The sequence below is a fragment of the Acidovorax sp. JMULE5 genome (assembly GCF_013376875.1).
Lineage (GTDB): Bacteria > Pseudomonadota > Gammaproteobacteria > Burkholderiales > Burkholderiaceae_C > Acidovorax > Acidovorax facilis.
On sequence record NZ_CP035951.1, the window covers coordinates 3,171,475 to 3,192,500 of the forward strand.

Here is a 21,026-nt window from a genome sequence, read left to right on the forward strand (position 1 = left end):
TGACTGCTTACATTCTGGCTGGAGCCGACACGCCCAGCACGGCCAGGCCATTGTGCAATACCTGCGCGGTGGCGGCGACCAGCGCCAGGCGAGCCTTCTTCACGGCCTCGTCGTCCACCAGGATGCGCTCGGCGTCGTAGTAGCTGTGGTAGCTGGCGGCAAGGTCGCGCAGGTAGAAGGTCACATCGTGCGGGGCTTCGCCGTCGGCCGCAGCCGTGAGCATTTCGGGGTACTTGGCCAGCTGCAGCATCAGCGCCTGGGCCTGCGGGCCTTCGAGAGCCGACAGATCAACGTCGTGCAGCGAAGCCACGTCGCCACCGCCAGCCTCTTGCCAAGCGCGCAGCACCGACTGGATGCGGGCATGCGCGTACTGCACGTAGTACACGGGGTTGTCGTTGTTCTGCGCCACGGCCAGGTCCACGTCGAAGGTGTACTCGGTATCGGGCTTGCGGGAGAGCAAGAAGAAACGCACGGCGTCCTTGCTGGTCCATTCGATCAGGTCGCGCAGCGTGACATAGCTGCCTGCGCGCTTGCTGATCTTGACCTCTTCACCGCCCTTGACCACACGCACCATCGTGTGCAGCACATAGTCGGGGTAGCCCTGCGGAATGCCCACATCGGCCGCTTGCAGGCCAGCGCGCACGCGGGCAATGGTGCCGTGGTGATCCGTGCCCTGGATGTTGACGACCTTGGTGAAGCCACGCTCCCACTTGGCGATGTGGTACGCCACATCGGGCACGAAGTAGGTGAACGTTCCGTCCTGCTTGCGCATGACGCGGTCCTTGTCGTCGCCGTAGTCCGTGCTTTTCAGCCACAGCGCGCCATCTTGCTCGTAGGTCTTGCCATTGGCGACGAGCTTGTTCACCGTGGCCTCGACGCGGCCGCTGGTGTACAGGCTGGACTCCAGGTAGTACTCGTCAAAGTGCAGGTTGAACGCCTGCAGGTCCTTGTCCTGCTCGTTGCGCAGGTAGGCCACGGCGAACTGGCGGATGTTGTCGTAGTCCTCTACGTCGCCGTTGGCCGTGAACTCGCGGTCGTCGGCCTTCACCGTGGCCTTGGCCTTGAAGGCCTCGGCAATGTCGGCAATGTAGTCACCGTTGTAGAAGTTCTTGGCCAGCGGGTTGTCGCTGTCGGTGGGCCAGCAGTCGTCGCCGGGCTTGAAGCCCTTGGCGCGCAGCTGCGTGCTTTTGGTCAGCGTATCGATCTGCACGCCCGCGTCGTTGTAATAGAACTCGCGGTGCACCTTCCCGCCCTGGGTGCTGAACAGGTTGCAGATGGCATCGCCTAGAGCAGCTTGGCGGCCGTGGCCCACGTGCAGCGGGCCGGTGGGGTTGGCCGAGACAAACTCGACCAGCACGCGCTGGCCGTTGTCGGGTTGATAACCGAAACGCTCGCCAGCGGCCAGCACCTCGCGCACGACTTCCTGCTTGGCGGCGGGCTTCAAGCGGATGTTCAGAAAGCCAGGTCCAGCGATTTCGATGGCATCCACCCAGCGGGTGAAGGCGGGCGTGGCCTCCAGTGCGGCCTTGAGCTGTTCGCCCAAGGCGCGGGGATTGAGCTTGAGCGGCTTGGCCAGTTGCATGGCGGCGGTGCAGGCGAAGTCGCCATGGGCCGCCACCTTGGGGGATTCAAACGCCGCCTTGGCGCCAGCGCCAGGGGACAGGACTTCCAGCTCGGCTGCAAGCGCAGCGAGCAATTCATTTTTGGCTGTGAGCATCGGCGGATTTTACGGGGCCGGGCCGGGGCGCTGACCGAGCATGCCGCCAGCAGCGCCAAAGCAGCCCTGCGCAGCCAGTACGCAACAGATCGTAAAGAATCATGGCCTGGCCTGCGGCGTGTCAGCCCCGTCTCCAGGGCATACGTTGTAATCGGGCAATCCGACGCAGGTTGCGTCAGATGCCACACTCTACTGGAGCCCCCATGAACAAGCTTCTCTCCCTGACAGCCCTGAGCCTGGTCCTTTCGTTCAGCGCAGCCCACGCCGCCGACGCCCCTGCCGCCGGAGCCAAGGCCGCCGCCCCGGCCACGGTAGCAACCCCCGCCACGCCGGCAACCCCGGCAGCGCCTGCGGGATCGGCCGCCGCGCCCACCAAGCAGCAGACCCGCATGGCCACCTGCAATGCGGAAGCGGCGGACAAGAAGGGCGACGAGCGCAAGGCTTTCATGAAGACCTGCCTGAGCAACAAGCCAGAAACCCAGCAAAACAAGATGAAGACCTGCAACGCCGACGAAAAAGCCAAGACGCTCAAGGGCGACGAGCGCAAGGCCTTCATGAGCGAGTGCCTGAAGAACAAATAAGCCCTGACAAAACAAAGAAAGCCGCTGCCCGTGAGGGTCAGCGGCTTTTTTCTGGGCGGAACGTCTTTCTTGCGACGCCTACCAGCCCCGCGCCCAGAACACCGCGATCACCGCCACCACGGGCAACACGTGCGACTGGATCATCACGAGGCGGCGTACCTTGGCCACCTCCTGCGCCGCTGGCAGTGCCCCCGTGCTGCGCAGGGCATGGCGCCAGCGGCGAAACACCAGCGAAGGCCAGAAGGACAGGAGAACCATGACCAGAATGATGGTGATCTTGATGTGAAACAGCGGCTGCGAGAGATACCACGAAGCCCCCTTGATGCCCCAGAGGACACGCGCCACGCCGCTGGCGATCATCAGCGCCCCCGCCACACCGTAGATCACATCCAGCCGCGCCAGGCGCTCGACCACAGCGGCATTCATCCACTCCATGCGGCACAGCGCCGCCTGGCTCGATAAAAAGACCACAAAGGTCAGGATGGCCACCAGGTGCAGGGCGGCGAGGACGGCTTCGAGGGTCATGGGGGTTTCCTTTGCAAAACCCAGGACCTCAGTGCGCGCTGCTTTTCTGGAACCCGGGTGGCCACCATTTTGCTTGAGGAATTTCGCTACCGCCGCGCAACGCGGCATGCCGGTATGCGTGCCACCGCATTGCGCCCCCCTAAAAAAGGCGGCGCAGACCCGAGGGCCTGCGCCGCTTTGACCGAACACCGGAGCGGACGCGTTCAGGCCACCGTGCGGGCCATCGCGCCTGCTGGCACCTCCGCAGGCACCACCGGGGCCATGGCAGTGGCCGGGGCGGGCAGGGGATGACCGTTCAGCGCGGCATCCAGGCGCTCATGGTCCAGCGCGTTTTCCCAACGGGATACCACCACGGTGGCCACGGCGTTACCGATAAAGTTGGTCAGCGAGCGGCATTCGCTCATGAAGCGGTCCACACCCAGGATCAGCGCCATGCCGGCCACCGGCACTTCGGGCACCACGGCCAGGGTGGCGGCCAGGGTGATGAAGCCTGCACCGGTCACGCCTGCTGCGCCTTTGGAGCTGAGCATCGCCACCAGCAGCAGCGCCACCTGGTGGCCCAGGGTCAGTTCGGTGTTGGTGGCCTGGGCGATGAACAGCGCCGCCAGCGTCATGTAGATGTTGGTGCCGTCCAGGTTGAACGAGTAGCCCGTGGGCACCACGAGGCCGACCACCGACTTGCTGCAACCGGCCTTTTCCATCTTCTCCATCAGCGAAGGCAGGGCCGATTCGGAGGATGAGGTACCCAGCACCAGCATCAGCTCGGCCTTGAGGTAGCGGCACAGCTTGAACACCGAGAAGCCGCACAGCCGGGCCACAAAGCCCAGGATGACCACCACGAACAGCAGCGAGGTGATGTAGAACGAGCCCACCAGCCACGCCAAGTTGACCAGCGAACCCAGGCCGAACTTGCCGATGGTGAACGCCATGGCGCCGAACGCACCGATGGGCGCGGCCTTCATCACAATGCCCACCACCTTGAACACGGGGGTGGTCAGCGCTTCCAGAAAATGCTGCACGGGACGGCCCGCCTCACCCACCAGTGCCAGGCCCACGCCAAACAGCACGGCCACGAGCAGCACCTGCAGAATGTTGTCGCCCACGAAGGGGCTGACCAGCGTCTTGGGGATGATGTCCATCGCAAACCCGGTCAGGCTCATCTCATGCGACTTGGCCACGTAGCTCTTCACGGCCGTCTGGTCCAGATCGGCGACGTTGATGTTCATGCCCGCGCCGGGCTGCACCACATTAGCCACCACCAGGCCCACCACCAGGGCCAGCGTGGAGAAGAACAAAAAGTACGCCATGGCCTTGCCAAACACGCGGCCCACGGTCGAGAGCTGCGACATGCCCGCAATGCCGGTCGCGATGGTCAAGAAGATCACCGGGGCAATGATCATCTTGACCAGCTTGATGAATGCGTCGCCCAACGGCTTGAGCGCCTCGCCATAGGCGGGTTCAAAATGCCCGAGCAAGACACCCAGGACGATGGCGAGCACCACCTGGAAATACAGCTGCCGGTAAAAAGGCAGCCGCACGGGGTGGGCTGTGGGGGCGGAAATGGCGTGCATGGAGGTCTCCTGAAATCACGAAAGACTGCACCACCGGGGTGCGTCGAGGGTGCCGTTTGTACCGCCGCACGCTGTTTGAGCCGATAACCTATTGGTATTAGTCACGGGCACCGCCATAAGGCGCTGCTTGCCCCAATATAGGGAAAACACCTAGCACCTGGCCGGGATGCGGCACACTCGCTCCCCACAACATCCCAGCCTACGGACCGCGCCAGGAACAAATTTTCCCCATGACGACGACGCCCCGCCTCCGAAAATTCTGGACCCTGCTGATCCTGCTTGGGGGCATGGTGGGCAGCATGTTCATTGCCGGCCAATGGGCCTGGCAGCGTTCACTGCAGGAAGAAAACCGCAGCGTGCAGGGCCAACTGGCGCTCTACGGCCAGGCCCTGGCCCAGCGCATCGACCGCTACCGCACCCTGCCGGAAGTGCTGGCGCTGGATGCACAGCTGCGCAACGCGCTGACCCACCCACTGAGTGCGGCCGATGGGGAGCAGCTCAACCGCAAGCTGGAGCAGGCCAACGGTGCCAGCCAATCCTCCACCCTCACCCTGCTCAACCGCGACGGCCTGGCCGTGGCCGCCAGCAACTGGCGCACGGCCACCAGCAACGTGGGCGTGGACTACAGCTTTCGCCCCTATGTGCAGCAAGCGCTGGCCCAGGGGCGCGGCAGCTTCTATGGCATTGGCGTGACCACGGGTGAGCCGGGCTACTTCCTGTCTCAGGCCATCCACGACGACCAGGGCCAGACGCTGGGGCTGGTGGCCATCAAGATCGCGCTGCAGGAGCTGGAGCGTGAGTGGCTGCAGACCACCGACATCGTGCTGGCGTCAGACGCGCATGGCGTGGTTTTTTTGGCCAGCCAGGATGCGTGGCGCTATCGCCTGCTGGAGCCACTGGACGATGAGGAACGCCGCGAACTGAACGCCACCCGGCAGTACGCCGACCAGCCGCTGCGCCCGCTGGAAGTCCGCGTGGTGGAAGCCCTGGACACTGGCGGTCGGCTGGTCAGCGTGCAGGCCCCTGCCCTGCCCGGCCGCGTGCTGTGGCGGACCCAGCCCCTGCCCGGCACCCCGTGGCAGCTGCACCTGCTGCACGAGACACACAACAGCTTCGCGGACAGCCGCTGGGCCGCTGCGGCAGGCGCGGGCGGCTGGCTGGCGCTGGGCCTGCTGGTGCTGTTTGTGCGCCAGCGCCAGCGCCTGTCCAGCCTGCGCCAGCGCAGCCGCCAGGAGCTGGAGACCGTGTTGCGCCAGCACGCCCAGGAGCTGCGCACCGCGCAGGACGGCATCGTGCAGGCGGCGCAGCAGGCCGCCCAGCAGACCGACACGGGCCTCTCGCGCAGCCTGGAACATCTGCCGCAGGGCGTGGTCATCATCGACGCCGACCTGAACCTGGTGGCCTGGAACTCGCGCTATGTGCAGCTGTTTCGCTTCCCGGCAGACCTGATGCGCGTGGGCCAGCCCATTGCCGACCTGCTGCGCCACAACGCGCGCCGGGGCCTGCTGGGGCCCGGCCCGGTGGATGAGGCCATAGAACGGCGGCTGGCCCACCTGCGCAGCGGCACGCCGCACCTGCACGAAAGCGCCAAAGGCGACGGCACGGTGCTGGAGATCCGGGGTAATCCGCTGCCCGAGGGCGGCTTTGTGACCAGCTACGCCGACATCACCAGCTACAAGAACGCCGCGCGCGAGCTGCGATCGCTGGCCGATGCGCTGGAGCAGCGCGTGGCCGACCGCACCCGCGACCTGGACGCCGCACGGCGCGATGCCGAGCAGGCCAACCGCTCCAAGACCCGCTTTGTGGCCGCCGCCGTGCACGACCTGCTGCAGCCCCTGAACGCCGCGCGCATGTTCACCTCGCTGCTGCGCAGCCATCTGCCGGGCGACGCCGAGCGGCACGCGGTGGACAGCATCGACGGCGCGCTGGCCGCACAGGACGCGATCCTCAACAGCCTGCTTGACATCTCACGCATGGAATCGGGCCAGTTCGATGTGCACATCCACGACGTGGCCCTGGGGCCGCTGCTGCAGGTGCTGGGCCACAACTTCGGCGTGCTGGCCGAAAGCCAGGGCCTGAAGCTCAGCTGCGTGCCCACGCGCGCCGTGGTGCGCACCGACGAAAACCTGCTGCGCCGCATCCTGCAGAACTTCGTCTCCAACGCCATCCGCTACAGCCGGCACGGGCGCATCGTGGTGGGCTGCCGCAGGGTGGGCAATGACCACCTGCGCATCGAGGTGCATGACCAGGGCCCCGGCATCCCCGAGGCTCTGCAGCATGAAATTTTCGAAGAGTTCCGCCGTCTGGACGAGGGCCGCGCCGACGACCGGGGCGCAGGCCTAGGCCTGGCCATCGTCGAACGCCTGGGCCGCCTGCTGGGGCACGAGATTGGCCTGCGCTCGCAACTGGGGCGCGGCAGCGTGTTCTGGGTGTGTGTGCCGCTGGGCAACCCGGCGGCTGTGCAACAGGCTGCCGCCGCCCCTGCCACCACACAGCAACCCGCCGACGATGCCCCCCTGCAAGGCAGCAGCGCCTGGGTCATTGATGACGACGGCCCCACCTGCGCCGCCACGCAGGCCCTGCTGCAGCGCTGGGGCTGCACGGTGCCACTGGCCGCTGGCGCGCCCGAGGCCTTGGCCGCCGCCCAGCCCGGCCAGGCACCGCAGCTGGTGCTGCTGGACGTGCACCTGGGCGCCGGCCTCCACGGCCCTGAAGTGTTCGCGCAGCTGTGCCAGCGCTGGGGCCAGACGCCTGCCGTGATCCTGGTCACCGCCGAGCGCGATGCCACCCTGCGCCGCCAGGCCGCCGAGCGCGGCTGGGGCTTTCTGGCCAAGCCGGTGCGGGCGCCGGCGCTGCGCGCGCTGGTGAGCCAGACGCTGTTGAGGTTGCAGCAAGGTACGCCTTAAAGCTACATTTTTGATAGCTTGAGGCGCTCTATGGAAAAGCGCTACGTACCTATTTCACTGTCAAGTAGGTAATTCCTTTGCCATCCGACGCGATGACCACGTCCTTGCGCGCCTCCAGCAGGCTCAGCACACGCTGCGCCATGGCCGTCGGGTCTTCTGCCCGCGCGGCCTGAGTCTGGATGTGCTTGAGCAAACCAGTTCGTTGCCGAGGCTTGTTCTTGGTCATCTTCTGAAGACTGGCCAGCACTGCCCGCGCCACCTGGGCTGCGGTTGGGGGTTGCGCAGTCTTTGCTGCGGTCTTGCCAACGGCAGTGACGGATGGCTTGGGTGGGGCTGAGACGGCGGATTTCTTCGGCACCGGCAGTTGTGCAGGCGCTTTGGATGCGGAGGCTTTCTTCGCAGTCCCAGTCTTTGAAGGAGCAGTCTTAGCGGCGGATTTTGTCGTCATGGGCTGGGCCGCCACTACGGGCGGATAGGACACCACCTCGCCTTTGACCACCACCCGCTTTCGCGCTTGCAACTGTGCCAATGCGTGCGATGTGCGCGGCGACCGGGCACTGGACTCGCCCAACCAACTTTGGAGCAGCACCAACAGCGCATCCTTCTGCGCGGGGCGGTGGGATGGAGCCAGCCCATCCAGTTGGGCTAGCAGTTGTTGCATATCTGCCCGCGTGGCCTGGGTGCGGGCCGGAGCAGCTTTTGCAAGCGAAGGCTGCGGTGCTACAGCTTTTGCTGTGGTCTTGACCGTCGCATCCACCGCAGGGGTCGCCGCCGATGGAGGCTCTGGCTGCGGCAAGGGCGCGGACTTCAGCGCTATGGGTGCGGCGGATGCCGTAGACGCGGCGGGTGGTGCCGGCGTCCTGCGGAACCCGCACCGCTGCGCATCAAACCCCAGCTCCCTCGCATGCGCCAACATGGGTTCATAACCCTGGTCGTTGGAGACGACCACGAACGTACCCTCCGGTTGACGGGCCGAGATGTATCCGACGTAGTAAGCCAGCTGAAAATCCAGCGCGTTCCTGCCCGCCCCCGATCTAGGGACCGGCGTCACCTGCTCTGCCCCGTAAGCCTGCTGATGACCCGCAGCATCCACTGTCTGTTGTGGGCCATGGAACAACCACACGTCCGTGCCCTGCGGCACCAGCGCCTTGAGTTCATCGCCCTTGGGCTGCACGTTTTCCCAATCAACGAGCAGGTGCACTCTGGGGGGCGCAGGGGTTGTGGGAGCGCATACGCCGGCCACGACGGCAGCGGGTATGGGAGGCTCCAGTTCCGGGTGCTTGGGTGGGTGTTCGAGCGTCTTTGCACGCAGCGTGTTCTCCACAGCCTCTGGCAGGTCCACCCCAGCCTGGTCTGCCAGCTGCAACAAGCTAAGCAGCACATCGGCGATCCCGTGGGCCACGCGCTCTTTGTGGGCTGGGTCGCGCACTACACCCCGCGATTCGCTCAGCGTCGTCCACTGGAACATCTCCAGCAACCCCGCCGACTCCACCGTCAACGCCATGGTCAGGTTCTTGGGTGTGTGGCGAGACTGCCAATCCCGGGCTGCGGCAAAACTGCGCAGTCTGGTTTGCAGCGCTGAGTAATCCATTCCCTCACTCCTCTTTTCATAGCTGCTTGCGCCTATCTAATATGCGCTAGAGCCTATTTTTCTCAAAAACTACCCCATCAATCCGGCTCCACCCCTTCCGCCTCCAGGCTCTTGACCAGCACCGCCGCCTGCGTGCGGCTATAGCACGCGAGCTTTTTAAGGATGGCGGTGACATGCACCTTCACCGTGTTCTCGGCCAGGCCCAGCGTGGCCGCGATCTGTTTGTTGAGCAGGCCATCGGCCAGACACAGCAGCACGCGGAACTGCTGGGGCGTGAGCTGCGCGAGCCGCGCGGCCAGCTCGGCGTCGGCCTCGGAGCGCTCGGCCGCCATGGGCGGGAACCCGCTGCCGCCGTCGAGCACGGCCTGGATGGCGTCGCCCATGGCGTCGGCAGGCGCGGACTTGGGGATGAAACCCGCCGCGCCAAACTGCTGCGCGCGGCGGATGACGCGCGGGTGGTCGTTGGACGAGATGATGACCACGGGCAGCTCGGGGTACTCGCCGCGCACATGCAGCAGGGCCGAGAAGCCGCGCGTGCCGGGCATGCTCAGGTCCAGCAGCACGAGCTCGACCTCGGGGTGGTCCTGCAGCGCCTGGCCCAGCGTGGCGGCGCTGGCGGCCTCCAGCGTGCGGTACTGGGGCAGGCGCTCGCGCAGAACGTGCAGCACGGCCGCGCGGAACAGCGGGTGGTCGTCAGCGACGAGGAGCGTGGGCTCGGACATGGAGTGCACAGTCTGCCACGGGGCGCCGTCACCCTGCACCACAGGTCGCCCGACAGCCAGCCACCGAGTGGGGCGCGGCCCGGCGAGCGCCACCGTGGAGCCGGCTTTGCCGGGCCACCGGAGGCGTCCCCCTCAGGGGGATGGCGCGAAGCGCCTCAGGGAGAGTCATTCGCCTTTCCAGAACGCGGGCTGCGCGTACTGGTGCTTGAGGTGCTCGATCCACAGCCGCACGCGCAGCGGCAGGTGTTTGCGCTGGGGGAAGACCACGTAGATGCCGTTGGGCGGCGCGGCAAAGTCCTCCAGCACCGCGACCAGGCGGCCTGCGGCGATCTCGGCCTCCACCTCCCAGGTGCTGCGCCAGGCAATGCCCCAGCCACCCAGGCACCAGTCGTGCAGCACCTGGCCGTCGGAGCAGTCGAGCGGCCCGCCGGGCTTCAGATGCATGACCTCCGTGGCGCCATCCGCAAGGGGCACCCGGAACGCCCAGCCGCGCGTCTGCGATGCGTCGCTGGAGAGCGTGAGGCAGTCGTGCTGCACCAGCTCGGCCGGGGCGCGCGGGGTGCCGCGCCGCGCCAGATACTCGGGCGTGGCCACGCACAGGCGGCGGTTGTCGGCAATGCGCACGCTCACCAGCGACGAGTCGGGCAGGTCGCCCACACGCACCGCGCAGTCAAAGCCTTCGCCCGCCAGGTCCACCACGCGGTCGCTGAGGTTGAGCGAGATGGTCACGTCCGGATGGGCCGAGCGAAAGCGCGGCACCAGCGGCGCGACATGGCGGCGGCCAAAGCCCGCAGGCGCGGTGATGCGCAAATGGCCCGTGGCCTTGACGCCGCCCTCGGACACGCTGGCCTCGGCATTGGCCACGTCGGACAGCAGGCGCTGGCAGTCTTCCAGAAACGCGCTGCCCTCGTGCGTGAGGCTGATGCGCCGCGTGGTGCGCACGAGCAGCTTCACGCCCAGGTGCTCTTCGAGCGCATCGAGCCGCCGCCCCATGATGGCGGGCGCCACGCCCTCGGCCTTGGCGGCTGCAGTGAGGCTGCCGCGCGTGGCCACCGATACAAAGGATTCGAAGGCCTTGAGTTTGTCCATGGGCGGTGATTATGGAGACATCCACGCGGGGGCCTGCACCCGGCCGCTGCAGCGCGGCGTCGCCCAGTGACTGAAAAATCTGAAGCAAAAACAGGCTCTTGCGCTCGACCACATTGCCTTGATAGCTATTATTAATATAGCAATCAGGTCAATCGAGACTTGAGGAACCCCACGGTGCCGTAGCGCTTGACCTCCGCGTAGTGGTCGCGCGTAAGCCCTTGCACCATGGCCGCATAGGCATCCGCCAGGTCGGGCGCGATGGTGAAGTGGTCGTAGTTCACGATCACCGCTACGCGTTCGCCCTGCGTGGCGAGCGGGGCCAGCAGGTGGCGCACCTCCTGGTCGATGGCGGCGATGGTGCTGGCGATAGTGATCTGCAGGCCCGAGAAGTCGATGTGCAGCAGCTGGCGAGCAGCGTCCAGCTCAAAGCGCTGCACCAGCGGGCGGTTGAGCAGTTGCTCGCGCAGGCCCAGCGGGCCGGGCTCGAACAGGCGCAGGTCCATGGTCTGCAAGCCGGGGCTGATGCGCGGCGTGAACGACATGTGGGCCAGCACGTCGCGGTGCAGGTCGATGCCGGGCGCCAGCTCGATCAGCTCCAGCGCGCCGCCGCCCTCCGGCTCGCCCGAGGGCACCAGGCGGAACACGCAGCGCTCCGTCACATACAGCACGCGCTGGCCGCGCCGCAGGGCTTCGGCGCCGCTGAAGGTGCGGTGCTCCACCTCGCGAACGAACTTGCGTGCGCCCCCTTCGTGCAGGATGTGCAGGTGGCCGTCCACGGCCTCGACCTGCAGCGCGCCTGCCGTGAAGGTGCCGACAAACACCACGGTCTTGGCGTTCTGGCTTATGTTGATGAAGCCGCCCGCACCCGCCAGGCGCGGCCCAAACTTGCTCACGTTGAGGTTGCCGTGCTGGTCAGCCTGCGCCAGGCCCAGGATGGCGATGTCGAGGCCGCCGCCGTCGTAGAAATCGAACTGGTTGGGCTGGTCGATGATGGCCTGCGGGTTCACGGCGGCGCCAAAGTTCAGGCCACCCGCGGGAATGCCGCCAATCACGCCGGGTTCGGCCGTGAGCGTGACCAGGTCGATGATGCGCTCCTCGGCGGCCACGTTGGCCACGCCCTCGGGCATGCCTATCCCTAAGTTCACCACTTGGTGCGGGCGCAGCTCCAGCGCTGCGCGGCGGGCGATGATCTTGCGCTCGGTCAGCGGCATCGCCTCCAGGGTGTCCACGGGCACACGCAGCTCACCGGCAAAGGCAGCGCTGTAGGGCTCGGCAAAGGTCTGATGGTGGTGCGCGGGCTCGGTTGCCAGCACCACGGCATCGACCAGCACGCCCGGCACCTTGACCTGGCGGGGGTTGAGCGACCCACGCTCGGCGATGCGCTCGACCTGCGCAATGACCACGCCGCCCGAGTTGCGCGCCGCCATGGCAATCGCCAGCCCTTCGAGCGTGAGCGCTTCGCGCTCCATAGTGAGGTTGCCGTCCGCGTCGGCCGTGGTCGCACGGATGATGCCCACATGGATCGGGAAGGCCTTGTAGAACAGGTAGTCCTGCCCGTCGATGGGCAGCACGCGCACCAGGTCTTCAGTGGTGCGCGCGTTGAGCTTGCCGCCGCCGTGGCGCGGGTCCACAAAGGTATCAAGCCCCACGCGCGTGAGCGTGCCGGGCTTGCCCGCAGCAATGTCGCGGAACAAATGCGTGATCACGCCCTGGGGCAGGTTCCAGGCCTCGATCTGGTTGTCCACCGCCAGCTTCTGGATGCGCGGCACCAGGCCCCAGTGCCCACCGATCACGCGCTTGAGCAGCCCCGCGTGGCCCAGGTGGTTGAGGCCACGCTGCTTGCCATCGCCCTGCCCTGCGGCGTAGACCAGCGTGAGGTCGTGCGGGGTTTGCGTGGACTCCCAGCGCTGGGCCAGGGCCACGGCGATGCTCTCGGCAAAGCCGATGCCCACAAAGCCGCCGGTGGCCACGGTATCGCCGTCGTGGATGAGCTGCACCGCGTCGGCGGCGCTGACGATCTTGTTCTTGTAGGCAGCGTTCAGCGCGCCAGCGGCCAGGGGTGCCTGCATGGATTTGTCTCCCGGTGGGGTTATTTTTATGAGCCAGATCACGGCCTCGCAATAGGTTGCGGGGCCGCCCTGGCTCTTCGCGCAGCGTAGTGCTTAACCAGCCGGTGCGCCATTCCGTGCAACTACGGACTGTCACCAGTTTTGCGTAAAAGTCACTGGTTTCGAGCTTTTCAGCGTATTTATGTGGGCAAACATTTGCAATACAGTCTGTCCATGGCCTTCTCGCCAAGGTCCGACATTTCTTTGATCCACGTTTCAACAACTCAACTCTTTAGGCACCCTCATGACCGACCGCACCGCAATCCACGGCCTGCAAGTGGCCACCTCCCTGTACCGCTTTGTCGAAGACAAGGTGCTGCCCGGCACGGGTGTCGATGCCGCCGCCTTCTGGAAGGGCTTTGACGCCATCGTGTCGGACCTGGCCCCGCGCAACATCGCCCTGCTGGCCGAACGCGACCGCCTGCAGACCGAGTTGGACACCTGGCACAAGGCCAACCCCGGCCCCATCAAGGACATGGTGGCCTACCGCAGCTTCCTCGAAAAAATCGGCTACCTGGTGCACCAGCCCGCCGACGTGAAGGCGACTACCGCCAACGTGGACGACGAGTTGGCCACCCAGGCCGGCCCGCAGCTGGTGGTGCCCATCCTGAACGCACGCTACGCATTGAACGCCGCTAACGCGCGCTGGGGCAGCCTGTATGACGCGCTGTACGGCACGGATGCCATCAGCGAGGAAGGCGGCGCCGAAAAGGGCAAGGGCTACAACCCCGTTCGCGGCGCCAAGGTGATCGCGTTTGCGCGCCAAGTGCTGGATGACACGGCGCCTTTGGCTGCAGGCTCGCACAAGGATTCAACGGGCTACAAGGTGGAAGGCGGCCAGCTGGTCGTGTCACTGGCCAATGGCAGCACCACGGGCCTCAAGGACGCATCGCAGTTCAAGGGCTACCAGGGGAGCGCAGCAGCGCCTTCATCGGTGCTGCTGCAGCACAACGGCCTGCACCTGGATATACAGATCGACCGCTCCACGCCCATCGGCCAGTCCGATGCGGCGGGCGTGAGCGACCTGGTGCTGGAAGCGGCCCTGTCCACCATCCTGGACCTGGAAGACTCCGTGGCCGCCGTGGACGCCGAAGACAAGGTGCTGGGCTACAGCAACTGGCTGCGCATCATCCAGGCCACGCTGACCGAGCAGGTCGCCAAGGGCGGCAAGACCTTCACGCGCGGACTGAACCCTGACCGTGTTTACACGGCCCCCCAAGGCGGAGAAGTGCGCCTGCATGGCCGCTCGCTGATGTTCCTGCGCAATGTGGGCCACCTGATGACCAACCCGGCCATCCTGTGGACCGACGCGCAGGGCACGCAGCGCGAGATCCCCGAAGGCATCATGGATGCAGTGGTCACAACGGCTATCGCATTGCACGACCTGCAAGGCCACGGCGCCAACGGAATCCGCAACTCCCGCAAGGGCAGCGTCTACATCGTCAAGCCCAAGATGCACGGCCCCGCCGAAGTGGGCTTTGCCGCCGAGCTGTTTGGCCGCGTGGAACAACTGCTGGGCCTGCCCGACAGCACCGTGAAGCTGGGCATCATGGACGAAGAGCGTCGGACTTCGGTCAACCTCAAGGCCTGCATCGCTGCCGCATCAAGCCGCGTGGCGTTCATCAACACCGGCTTCCTGGACCGCACGGGCGACGAGATGCACACCGCCATGCACGCAGGCCCCATGGTGCGCAAGGGCGACATGAAGACCAGCGCCTGGATCCAGTCGTACGAGAGAAACAACGTGCTGGTGGGCCTGTCATGTGGGCTGCGCGGCAAGGCGCAGATCGGCAAGGGCATGTGGGCCATGCCCGACCTGATGGCCGAGATGCTCAAGCAGAAGATCGCCCACCCCAAGGCCGGTGCCAACACCGCCTGGGTGCCCAGCCCCACGGGCGCCACGCTGCACGCGCTGCATTACCACCAGGTGAAGGTCAGCGACATTCAGATCGAGCTGGAAAAGACCGACGTGAATGCCGAGCGCGACAACCTGCTGACCGGCCTGCTGACCATCCCCGTCACCGCCAACCCGAACTGGACAGACGCTGAAAAGCAGCAGGAGCTGGACAACAACGCACAGGGCATCCTGGGCTACGTGGTTCGCTGGGTGGATCAGGGCGTGGGCTGCTCCAAGGTGCCCGACATCCACAACGTGGGCCTGATGGAAGACCGCGCCACGCTGCGCATCAGCAGCCAGCACATGGCCAACTGGCTGCTGCACGGCGTGGTGACGCATGCCCAAGTGAAGGAGACCTTCGAGCGCATGGCCGCCGTGGTGGACGGCCAGAACGCTGGCGACCCTCTGTACCAGCCGATGGCGGGCCACTTTGACACCAGCTACGCCTACCGTGCAGCGCTGGACCTGGTGCTCAAGGGCGAAGAGCAGCCGAGCGGCTACACCGAGCCGCTGCTGCATGCCTGGCGCCTGAAGCTGAAGGCGGCGCAGGCAGCCTGAGCGGCAGGCGGTGGCGCGCGCGAGGGCATTGCGCGCGCTTCAATGGGGTGAATGCTCAGTTTTTGATAGCTGCTTGCGCTTGATAGTAAAGCGCTAGCAGCTATTTTTGCTTACAGTTTTCTTTCAACCCATCTCCACCTCGCTGCGCACAACCCAAAGTTGGTCGACGAACGTGCGACAGGTCCGAGGGAATGGGCCCATGGCAGAGGGCTCAACCAGTTCCGCTCCGCAGCGGGGTATGTGCTTGCGCCGTACACTGCCCCTCGGCACGCCCGCCCCCGTGGCGGGCCACCCGTCTGCAAGCCGAATCCGCCATGACTTCCCCTTCGCCCAGCGCTAGTAGCGCTACCGATGTGCCCGCCGCATCCGTCTGCCCCCTGTGCGGGCAGCCAAACCTCTGCGCAATTGCCGCCGGACAGCCATCCGAGAGCTGCTGGTGCATGGCCCCCGGCACCGTTGCCCCCGAGGCACTCGCCGCGCTGCGGCCCGAACAGCGGGGCAAGACCTGTATCTGCCCGGCCTGCGGATCAAGCGGGAGCCCGCCCTCTCCGTCGTCGTCGCCGCTTGCACCGTCGTAGCAGCCAGCGTCGATATGATTTCGTCTTTGTTTTTGTTTGTGCAACCACCCCTACTGCAAGGAAGCTGAAATGCCCACGTACCACGTCGAAATGATGGAAGGCCGCACGGTCGAACAAAAGAAGAAGCTGGTGGAGGAAATCACCCGCGTTTCCGTTGAAATCCTGGGTGGCTCGCCCGAGTCGGTGGACATTCTCATCACCGATATCAAGCGCGAAAACTGGGCCACGGGCGGCAAGCTCTGGTCCGAGCGCACCTGAGCGGCTCTTAGCGTTTTCGCCCTCGCACCGTTTCAGAAATTTGACGCACGCGACGCCATGACCCAGGCAGGCTCGCTGGCCGTTTTGCGGGAGCGCTACGGAGAGCGCTACCGCTGGCTGGTATTGCTGTCCGTGATGGTGGGCACCATGGCGTCCATCATGTCATCCACCATCGTGAACGTGGCCATCCCCGACATGAGCCACTATTTCACGCTGGGCCAGGAACGCGCGCAGTGGGTCACCTCGGGCTTCATGGTGGCCACCACGGTGTCGATGCTCACCACGCCCTGGCTGCTGTCGCGCTACGGGTACCGCGCCACCTACGTGGGCGCCATGTTGCTGCTGCTGGCGGGTGGCATTGGCGGCGGACTCGCCCAGGACTTCGGTCTGGTGCTGGTCGCCCGGGTGGCGGAGGGCCTGGCGGCAGGCGTTGTTCAGCCCATCCCGGCCGTCATCATTCTTTACGCCTTCAAACCCCATGAGCAGGGCCGCGCCAGCGGCATCTTCGGCATGGGCGTTGTACTGGCACCCGCCATCGGGCCCAGCATCGGAGGCTTGCTGGTGGACTGGTTTGGCTGGCGCTCGATTTTTTTCATGGTGGTGCCGCTTTGCCTGGCGTCCATCTGGTTGGCTTACAAGTTTGTGCCCGTCACCGCCCCCGGCGGCGTCGAGGCCAACCGCCAAGGTGAGGCGCTGGACTGGCGCGGGCTCCTGCTGGGCACTGTGGGTACGCTGTGCTTGCTCAATGGCCTGGTGTCGCTGCATGGCGGCTCCGTGGCCGAAGCACTCGGCCTGCTGTCGGGCGCGGTGGTGGCTGTCGGGTGTTTCATCACCTGGCAGCGCAAGTTGCTGCGCATGGGCCGCAAGCCGCTGATGGATCTGCGCCTGTTTCAGTACCGCCAGTTCGCCATGGGCAGCGTGGTGGCATTCATCTACGGTACGGCCTTGTTCGGGTCCACCTATCTGCTGCCAGTGTTCATGCAGTTGGGGCTGGACTTGTCGGCATCACATGTGGGTACGCTCATGCTGCCAGCAGGATTTGTCCTTGCCATCACCATCGCGGTGGTGGGCCGGCTTGCCGACCGCCAGCCCACCCATTTTCTGGTCAGCATCGGACTGGGCTTGCTGGCGCTTTCGTTTGGACTCATGGTGTTTGTGGGCTTGGGCTCTTCATTGTGGATGCTGGTGGCGTTTGCAATTCTGGGCCGCATTGGTCTCGGCTTCATCCTGCCCTCGTTGAACCTCGGGGCCATGCGGCCCCTGGACAAATCACTTATCTCGCAGGGTTCCAGCACCATCGGCTTCTTGCGCATGCTGGGCGGGGCAGCCGGCGTCAGCCTGTGTGGCATCGTCCTAGAGTGGCGATTGAGCGCCCATGGCACCTCGCTGGTCGCGGGCGCCAGCGGCCCGGCCCGTATCACTGCGTTCGGCGAAACCTTTTTGATGCTGACCTTGTTGTGCCTGCTGGCCTTGGTAGCCGCCTGGCAACTGCGGCAAGCCAAGCCCCGTTGAACGGGCCACCTATCGCCATCGCCTTCGCTGGGCCGCATCGGGCATGATCTGGCTGCACCGCCAAGACTTCAGAGAAACGGAATCTCCCCATGTGCCAACTGCTCGGCATGAATTGCAATGTTCCCACCGATGTGACCTTCAGCTTCACGGGATTTGCGCAACGGGGAGGAAAGACGGATCACCACAGCGATGGATGGGGCATCGCCTTTTTTGAAGACAAAGGCCTACGGCATTTTGTAGACCATCAGGCAGCGGTGGAATCCCCAGTGGCAGAGCTGATCCGCCGGTACCCGATCAAAAGCAAAAACGTCATCGCCCACATCCGCAAGGCGACCCAGGGCGTTGTCAGTCTTCAAAACTGCCACCCCTTCGTGCGTGAACTCTGGGGACGCTATTGGGTTTTTGCCCACAACGGCGATTTGAAGGATTTCCGCCCCCGCCTCCACTCGCATTTCCGCCCGGTGGGCGACACCGACAGCGAACATGCTTTTTGCTGGATCATGCAGGAGTTGGCAAAGTCCCATGCCAGTGTGCCGTCCGTCCCGGAACTGACCTTGACACTGAAAGAGCTGGCCGCACGGATCAGCCCCCACGGCACCTTTAATTTCTTGCTCTCGAATGGTCAGGCCCTATGGTCCCATGCAACCACCAGCTTGTACTACTTGGAGCGCCGGTATCCGTTTGGCCAGGCGCAACTGAGTGATGAAGACGTCAGCCTCGACTTTTCCCGGGAAACCAATGAAAAAGACGAAGTGGCCGTGATTGTGACGAGCCCGCTGACGACCAATGAAACCTGGACAGCGTTTGGTAAAAGCGAATTGCTGGTGTTTTGCGAAGGCAGAAGACTGGACGTCTAAGCCCTAGCGCTGTGCGCGCGATGCGATCAAGGGGGCTTGCTCTCGGGTTGGGAGCCTTTGGCCGTGTAGCTTCAGTGTCCGGAGAGTCGGCACGCAACGCTCTCGAAGTCATCCTGCACTGCATTAGCGTCATGCCAAAAGCAAAAAACCCCAGTCAAATATGACTGGGGTTTTTTGGGCTGTAAGAGCCTGACGATGACCTACTTTCACACGGGAACCCGCACTATCATCGGCGCAAAGTCGTTTCACTGTCCTGTTCGGGATGGGAAGGAGTGGTACCAACTTGCTATGGTCATCAGGCATAACTGGGTGCTGAGCTGTTCGAGGAACAGCTCGGCGAATTCATAGAGTTTGGAATCAGATTTTTGTGTCTTTTGACTGCGTCAACTTGGCATAACAATCTTTGAGCTTTTCACACATTCCTTACAGTTTGCATATTGGCTATCAAAGTTATAGGGTCAAGCCGCACGAGCAATTAGTATCAGTTAGCTTAACGCATTACTGCGCTTCCACACCTGACCTATCAACGTCCTGGTCTTGAACGACTCTTTAGGGGGCTCAAGGCCCCGGCAGATCTCATCTTGAAACGAGTTTCCCGCTTAGATGCTTTCAGCGGTTATCTCTTCCACACTTAGCTACTCGGCAATGCCACTGGCGTGACAACCGATACACCAGAGGTGTGTCCACTCCGGTCCTCTCGTACTAGGAGCAGGCTTCCTCAAATCTGCAGCGCCCACGGAAGATAGGGACCAAACTGTCTCACGACGTTTTAAACCCAGCTCACGTACCTCTTTAAATGGCGAACAGCCATACCCTTGGGACCGGCTACAGCCCCAGGATGAGATGAGCCGACATCGAGGTGCCAAACACCGCCGTCGATATGAACTCTTGGGCGGTATCAGCCTGTTATCCCCAGAGTACCTTTTATCCGTTGAGCGATGGCCCTTCCATACAGAACCACCGGATCACTATGTCCTGCTTTCGCATCTGCTCGACTTGTCAGTCTCGCAGTTAAGCACGCTTATGCCATTGCACTATCGTCACGATGTCCGACCGTAACTAGCGTACCTTCGAACTCCTCCGTTACGCTTTGGGAGGAGACCGCCCCAGTCAAACTGCCTACCATGCACTGTCCCCGATCCAGATAATGGACCTAGGTTAGAACCTCAAACACACCAGGGTGGTATTTCAACGTTGGCTCCATGAGATCTAGCGACCTCACTTCAAAGCCTCCCACCTATCCTACACAGATCTGTTCAAAGTCCAATACAAAGCTACAGTAAAGGTTCATGGGGTCTTTCCGTCTTTCCGCGGGGAGATTGCATCATCACAAACATTTCAACTTCGCTGAGTCTCAGGAGGAGACAGTGTGGCCATCGTTACGCCATTCGTGCAGGTCGGAACTTACCCGACAAGGAATTTCGCTACCTTAGGACCGTTATAGTTACGGCCGCCGTTTACTGGGACTTCAATCAAGAGCTTGCACCCCATCATTTAATCTTCCAGCACCGGGCAGGCGTCACACCCTATACGTCCACTTTCGTGTTTGCAGAGTGCTGTGTTTTTATTAAACAGTCGCAGCCACCGATTTTTTGCAACCCCGTTGGGCTCGCCTTGTACAGGTTCACCTACTTGGGGCATACCTTCTCCCGAAGTTACGGTATCAATTTGCCGAGTTCCTTCTCCTGAGTTCTCTCAAGCGCCTTAGAATACTCATCTCGCGCACCAGTGTCGGTTTGCGGTACGGTCGTCAATAGCTGAAGCTTAGTGGCTTTTCCTGGAAGCAGGGTATCACTCACTTCGTCTGCAAGCAGACTCGTTATCACCCCTCATCTAAGCCCGGCGGATTTGCCTACCAGGCACGACTACAGGCTTGAACCAACATATCCAACAGTTGGCTGAGCTAACCTTCTCCGTCCCCACATCGCACTATTGATCGGTACAGGAATATTGACCTGTTTCCCATCAGCTACGCATCTCTGCCTCGCCTTAGGGGCCGACTCACTCTACGCCGATGAACGTTGCGTAGAAAACCTTGCGCTTACGGCGAGGGGGCTTTTCACCCCCTTTAACGCTACTCATGTCAGCATTCGCACTTCTGATACCTCCAGCATCCGTTACCAGACACCTTCACAGGCCTACAGAACGCTCTCCTACCACGTGCAATAAATTGCACATCCGCAGCTTCGGTAACTGGCTTAGCCCCGTTACATCTTCCGCGCAGGACGACTCGATCAGTGAGCTATTACGCTTTCTTTAAATGATGGCTGCTTCTAAGCCAACATCCTGACTGTTTTAGCCTTCCCACTTCGTTTCCCACTTAGCCAATTTTAGGGACCTTAGCTGGCGGTCTGGGTTGTTTCCCTCTTGAGTCCGGACGTTAGCACCCGGTGCTCTGTCTCCCAAGCTGTACTCGTCGGTATTCGGAGTTTGCATAGGTTTGGTAAGTCGCCATGACCCCCTAGCCTAAACAGTGCTCTACCCCCGACGGTAATACTTGAGGCACTACCTAAATAGTTTTCGGAGAGAACCAGCTATTTCCAAGTTTGTTTAGCC

14 protein-coding genes, 2 rRNA genes and 1 pseudogene (1 of these 17 running past the window's edge) are annotated in these 21,026 nt (G+C 63.6%); 7 read left to right on the top strand and 10 right to left on the bottom strand.

Annotation, left to right across the window (positions count from 1 at the left end; genetic code table 11):
* Positions 1 to 7 precede the first annotated feature (7 nt).
* The gene (gene argS / locus EXV95_RS14440; RefSeq protein WP_176887374.1) at positions 8 to 1,717 is read right to left on the bottom strand and encodes an arginine--tRNA ligase; all 1,710 of its coding nucleotides are present in this window, start codon (positions 1,715 to 1,717) and stop codon (positions 8 to 10) included.
* A gap of 203 nt (positions 1,718 to 1,920) precedes the next feature.
* Between argS and EXV95_RS14445 the strand changes: the two genes are divergently transcribed.
* Complete coding sequence (locus tag EXV95_RS14445) at positions 1,921 to 2,298, top strand: PsiF family protein (protein WP_176887375.1); 378 nt, start codon at positions 1,921 to 1,923, stop codon at positions 2,296 to 2,298.
* A 78-nt stretch (positions 2,299 to 2,376) separates the two neighbouring features.
* On the opposite strand, the gene EXV95_RS14450 is transcribed toward EXV95_RS14445, so the two are convergent.
* Together EXV95_RS14450 and EXV95_RS14455 are read right to left on the bottom strand one after the other, a co-directional pair.
* Complete coding sequence (locus EXV95_RS14450; RefSeq protein ID WP_176887376.1) at positions 2,377 to 2,823, bottom strand: DUF2214 family protein; 447 nt, start codon at positions 2,821 to 2,823, stop codon at positions 2,377 to 2,379.
* Positions 2,824 to 3,026: 203 nt separating this feature from the next.
* Positions 3,027 to 4,394 (bottom strand): dicarboxylate/amino acid:cation symporter, encoded by a 1,368-nt coding sequence (locus EXV95_RS14455; protein WP_176887377.1) that lies wholly within the window; start codon positions 4,392 to 4,394, stop codon positions 3,027 to 3,029.
* A 230-nt stretch (positions 4,395 to 4,624) separates the two neighbouring features.
* Between EXV95_RS14455 and EXV95_RS14460 the strand changes: the two genes are divergently transcribed.
* Positions 4,625 to 7,300, top strand: a complete 2,676-nt coding sequence (locus tag EXV95_RS14460) for a PAS-domain containing protein (protein ID WP_176887378.1) — start codon at positions 4,625 to 4,627, stop codon at positions 7,298 to 7,300.
* Between the two features lie 49 nt (positions 7,301 to 7,349).
* Here the strand turns inward: EXV95_RS14460 and EXV95_RS14465 are convergent, their stop codons facing one another.
* The 5 genes and pseudogenes from EXV95_RS14465 to EXV95_RS14480 form a co-directional block, all read right to left on the bottom strand.
* On the bottom strand, positions 7,350 to 8,501 hold the full coding sequence (locus EXV95_RS14465) for a PIN domain-containing protein (RefSeq protein ID WP_255485019.1): 1,152 nt from the start codon (positions 8,499 to 8,501) through the stop codon (positions 7,350 to 7,352).
* Between the two features lie 153 nt (positions 8,502 to 8,654).
* Positions 8,655 to 8,891, bottom strand: a pseudogene (locus EXV95_RS24960) (nucleotide pyrophosphohydrolase); the annotation flags it as partial.
* Between the two features lie 77 nt (positions 8,892 to 8,968).
* The gene (locus EXV95_RS14470; RefSeq protein ID WP_176887380.1) at positions 8,969 to 9,613 is read right to left on the bottom strand and encodes a response regulator transcription factor; all 645 of its coding nucleotides are present in this window, start codon (positions 9,611 to 9,613) and stop codon (positions 8,969 to 8,971) included.
* 165 nt (positions 9,614 to 9,778) lie between these two features.
* Positions 9,779 to 10,702, bottom strand: coding sequence for a LysR family transcriptional regulator (locus tag EXV95_RS14475; RefSeq protein WP_176887381.1), 924 nt, complete (start codon positions 10,700 to 10,702; stop codon positions 9,779 to 9,781).
* Between the two features lie 143 nt (positions 10,703 to 10,845).
* Entirely contained in the window at positions 10,846 to 12,771 is a 1,926-nt protein-coding gene (locus EXV95_RS14480; RefSeq protein WP_176887382.1) for an acyl CoA:acetate/3-ketoacid CoA transferase, read from the bottom strand.
* 283 nt (positions 12,772 to 13,054) lie between these two features.
* Between EXV95_RS14480 and EXV95_RS14485 the strand changes: the two genes are divergently transcribed.
* From EXV95_RS14485 to EXV95_RS14505, 5 genes are all read left to right on the top strand, one after another.
* On the top strand, positions 13,055 to 15,265 hold the full coding sequence (locus EXV95_RS14485) for a malate synthase G (protein ID WP_176887383.1): 2,211 nt from the start codon (positions 13,055 to 13,057) through the stop codon (positions 15,263 to 15,265).
* Positions 15,266 to 15,579: 314 nt separating this feature from the next.
* Positions 15,580 to 15,843 carry a cysteine-rich CWC family protein gene (locus tag EXV95_RS14490; protein ID WP_176887384.1) on the top strand — a complete coding sequence of 88 codons (264 nt, stop codon included), beginning with the start codon at positions 15,580 to 15,582 and terminating at the stop codon, positions 15,841 to 15,843.
* 69 nt (positions 15,844 to 15,912) lie between these two features.
* Positions 15,913 to 16,101 carry a 4-oxalocrotonate tautomerase gene (locus tag EXV95_RS14495; protein WP_010466444.1) on the top strand — a complete coding sequence of 63 codons (189 nt, stop codon included), beginning with the start codon at positions 15,913 to 15,915 and terminating at the stop codon, positions 16,099 to 16,101.
* Between the two features lie 57 nt (positions 16,102 to 16,158).
* Positions 16,159 to 17,613 (top strand): DHA2 family efflux MFS transporter permease subunit, encoded by a 1,455-nt coding sequence (locus tag EXV95_RS14500; RefSeq protein ID WP_176887385.1) that lies wholly within the window; start codon positions 16,159 to 16,161, stop codon positions 17,611 to 17,613.
* Between the two features lie 89 nt (positions 17,614 to 17,702).
* A complete protein-coding gene (locus tag EXV95_RS14505; RefSeq protein WP_055397964.1) occupies positions 17,703 to 18,470 on the top strand; it encodes a class II glutamine amidotransferase in 768 nt (255 codons plus the stop codon).
* 187 nt (positions 18,471 to 18,657) lie between these two features.
* On the opposite strand, the gene rrf is transcribed toward EXV95_RS14505, so the two are convergent.
* Both rrf and EXV95_RS14515 read right to left on the bottom strand, forming a co-directional pair.
* Positions 18,658 to 18,770: ribosomal RNA gene (gene rrf / locus EXV95_RS14510) — 5S ribosomal RNA — on the bottom strand.
* A 154-nt stretch (positions 18,771 to 18,924) separates the two neighbouring features.
* A 23S ribosomal RNA gene (locus EXV95_RS14515) occupies positions 18,925 to 21,026 on the bottom strand; it runs 777 nt beyond the window's last position.